General features: G+C 64.0%; 4 protein-coding genes. 3 read left to right on the forward strand and 1 reads right to left on the reverse strand.

Annotated features, from left to right (window positions below; translation table 11 throughout):
• The 3 genes from CDN38_RS20440 to CDN38_RS31085 all read left to right on the forward strand — a co-directional run.
• The coding region (locus CDN38_RS20440; RefSeq protein ID WP_275539805.1) for a group II intron maturase-specific domain-containing protein at positions 1 to 470 on the forward strand (470 nt) is incomplete at its 5' end.
• A 148-nt stretch (positions 471 to 618) separates the two neighbouring features.
• Positions 619 to 1671, forward strand: coding sequence for an IS110 family RNA-guided transposase (locus CDN38_RS20445; protein WP_099319442.1), 1053 nt, complete (start codon positions 619 to 621; stop codon positions 1669 to 1671).
• A gap of 513 nt (positions 1672 to 2184) precedes the next feature.
• Complete coding sequence (locus CDN38_RS31085) at positions 2185 to 2646, forward strand: zinc ribbon domain-containing protein (protein ID WP_306316098.1); 462 nt, start codon at positions 2185 to 2187, stop codon at positions 2644 to 2646.
• Between the two features lie 27 nt (positions 2647 to 2673).
• Here the strand turns inward: CDN38_RS31085 and CDN38_RS20455 are convergent, their stop codons facing one another.
• Positions 2674 to 3006, reverse strand: coding sequence for a hypothetical protein (locus tag CDN38_RS20455; RefSeq protein ID WP_075509946.1), 333 nt, complete (start codon positions 3004 to 3006; stop codon positions 2674 to 2676).
• Positions 3007 to 3323: the final 317 nt, after the last annotated feature.

The following is a 3323-nucleotide window of genomic DNA, read 5'->3' on the forward strand; positions in this document are numbered from 1 at the left end:
TGCGGCTGCATCCGGACAAAACGAAAGTGGTCGACCTGCGGGAGGGACGTGAGGGCCTGGATTTTCTAGGCTGTCATTTCCGCGCCCGCATGTCAGGACGGCTGTGGGAGCAGCGGCAGATTGTGCGCTACTACCTCCATCGGTGGCCGTCTCAGCGTGCCATGGCCCGGATTCGGGCCAAAGTGCGTGGGCGCACCGGCCGCAACCGAGTCGGGCTTGACATCCGTGATGTGATCGCGGATCTCAGTCCGATCCTGCGTGGCTGGGGCAACTACTTTCGTACCGGTAACGCCGCCGCCAAGTTCGGTCAGATCGATAGGTACGTGGTGTGGCGACTGCGGCGCCTGATGGTCAAGAAGCGGGGTCGCAACCTGCGAGCTGGTCAAGTCGATCAATGGACCGAGGAGTGTTTCAACGGGCACGGCCTGCACCGACTTCGTGGCACCATCCGATACCCGAAGGCAGCGTAACCATGTCTAGAAGATCATCGGTAAGCCGTGTGCGGGAAAACCGCACGCACGGATTGAAAGATGACATGTGATGGGGACCCCCTCGGCTCAGACGCTCGTTGATATGGGCGTCAGAGAATTTTTTCAGGAGCTCGAGGAGGTCCCACTGATGACGATGGTAGGCGGTTTGGACGTGCATCGGCAGCAGATCACCTTTGATTACGTCGATGACGATGGGGTGGTGCATTGGGGTCAGATCCGGCCTGCGACGCGGAATTCGTTACGGGGTTGGCTGGCTGAGCACTGCCCGGATGGGGACGGCGAGTTTGGGTTGGAGGGCTGCACCGGGTGGCGGTATGTCAGCGAGGAGCTGGCGGCCGCGGGGGTGGGAGTGCATCTGGGGGATCCGGCCGAGACTGCGGCGTTGCGGGGTCGCAAGAAGCGGGCCAAGACCGACCGCGCCGATGCGAAGCTGCTGCGCACGCTGCTGCTGGAGGGCCGGTTCCCGGAATCGTGGATCCCGCCGGCGCACATGGTCGAGATCCGCACGCTGGGCCGGTTGTACTGCAGCTTGATCGAGGAGCGGCGGGGCTGGCAGCAGCGCATCCATGCCCAGTTGTTCCATCAGGGCTGCCCGCCGATTCGGGCGCTGCTATCCGAAGCGGGCCGTGCAGCGCTAGCAGTTGCCGAGTTGTCGGCGGCGGGGCGCCAGTACGTGCAGACAGCGTTGCGCCGCATTGATGAGCTGACCCCTGAGATCGACTCGCTGCGAGCGCAATTGGTGAATTTCGCCCGCCGCCAGGCGGGGTGTCGGGCGTTGCAAGCCCATTACGGTATCGGCTGGTTGTGCGCGGCGATCATGTGGGCCGAGATCGGCGATGCCCGCCGGTTCAGCAGTTCAGATCAGCTGGTGCGCTACGCCGGGCTCGATGTCACCGTGTATTCCTCGGATACCAAGCGCTCGCCGGGGCACCTGCCGCGCCAAGGCTCACCCGAGCTGAGGTGGGCGGCGTTTGAGGCGGCCAAGTGCGCGGCCCGGCGGGGCTCGCCGGATTACGCCTACTACCGGCGGCTGGCGGCCAAGCGCGACGGCCACAACGGTAAAAACCCCACCCTGGCGGTGGAGCGCAAGATCCTGCGTCGCTGCTATCACATGTTGCGTGAGCTCGGCGATGCCGCTCTGGCGCTGCCCGTCCCGGACCGTCAGGAGGTGGCTGCCTAACCATGCGTTGCCTGCGTGCCCTGCCCACATTTCAGCTGATGCCTGCGGTCGGCTCCTCCGATCTCCCTGTCGCCACCCCGCTGTTGGGTGGACTTCCCGGAAAGAATGAGCGGCCGCACCCCTTTTCGGCGGCCCGCACGTCGGGCACCCCATCAATCATCATGTCGCCGGATTTATCCGCGGACCCAGATAAGGCTGGGCGCCGGCACGCGCAACGTCTCCCACATCGATCGCATGGGAGGAAGCAGATGGTTTGAACGACACCGGTCTTTCCCCTCGTCCAGCCCGATCCAGTATGCGGCGGATCCTCGCCGGCCTCGAGGTCGTTCGTCCTCGCTGCGCTGCGGGCGCTCTACCTCGACCCCGGCTGCGGTCCGCAGCGCCTAACACGGGTCCGAACGAGGCCAAACAACACGAAATGACCAAAACGGATCCACCTTTACGGGGGTCCTCAACACAGATAAGGGGGAAGGGGAAACGGGCTCACCGAGCACCACACTGGCGGTCAAGAACATGATGCGCCGCCCGAAACCCAAACCCGACCCCGACAATCGCGGCGCGTTCCTGCCCAACGGCGCCGCCGCCAAAACCGGACTCAACCGGGGATTGGCTGATGCCGGCCTTGGGGAGATGTTTCGCCAACTCGACTACAAAACACGCTGCTATGGATCGCATCTGGTCAAAGCCGACAGATGGTTGCCCAGCTCAAAAATGTGTTCCGGCTGTGGTGTGGTGAAAACCAAACTGCACCTGGCCGAACGGGGGTATCACTGCCAGCACTGCGGCCTTGTGATCGACCGAGACCGTAACGCCGCTATCAATTTGGCGCGTCATGCGCCCAAGGCTACGGCGCCGAGTACCGGCGTCGTTACCGGTGGAGCCGACCGTAAGACCCAGCCTTCGGGCACGGCGGGTGGCAATGAAACCGGAACCGTTTCTGAACGGGGTGCCCACCCGAAAGGACGGGCTGCCTGAAATGCCAGTCATACAAACACTCACATTTCAGGTAACGGTTGCCGGGCCAACCGATTCGGCGCCCTTGGCGATCGCCTTCGCGGCGCCGCCGCCGGCCTGAATCCCGGATCGGTAGGCACCGGTCAGGAAACTTCCGGCCGACGTGCTGGTACGGCTGAAATTTGAGGCCAAACTCGCCGGGCCGGCCAGCGTATTGAAGGCGCTGAAGGCCGCAAGTATCGTCGATGGCCCCAGCCACCAGGAATGGGCCGAATGACCACCCGCTGCCAGGGCTTGCAGCTGTTGTGACACGGTCGACATCATTTGCGTCAGGCTGGTCTGAGCATTGCCGGCGGCCGACGCGGCGGCGGCTTGGGCCACGCGGTGGATTGGGCTGCTTGTCCGGTGACGTTCGTGGTCTGGGGTGGTTCCCGGAAAGGGGTCAGTTTGGCCGCTGCCGACGACGCGGCGGCGTAGCCGTACATCGCAGCCGCGTCCTGCGCCCACATCTGTCGTACTCGGATTCGGTGGTTGGACCTCCCCCGGTTTCCCGGAGACTTTTTTTATTTGGGACCGACCCCCTCGAGTGGGAGGGTAGCCGCTTGGGGGTGGTGCTGCTGGTTGTCCTTCCAGGCAGCTTCATATTCGTCGGGTGAGAGCCCGCAGAGGCCAGCTTGGATGCGGCGGGGGTTGTACCA

Origin of the sequence: Mycobacterium ostraviense, from assembly GCF_002705925.1 — a bacterium.
Classification (GTDB): domain Bacteria; phylum Actinomycetota; class Actinomycetes; order Mycobacteriales; family Mycobacteriaceae; genus Mycobacterium; species Mycobacterium ostraviense.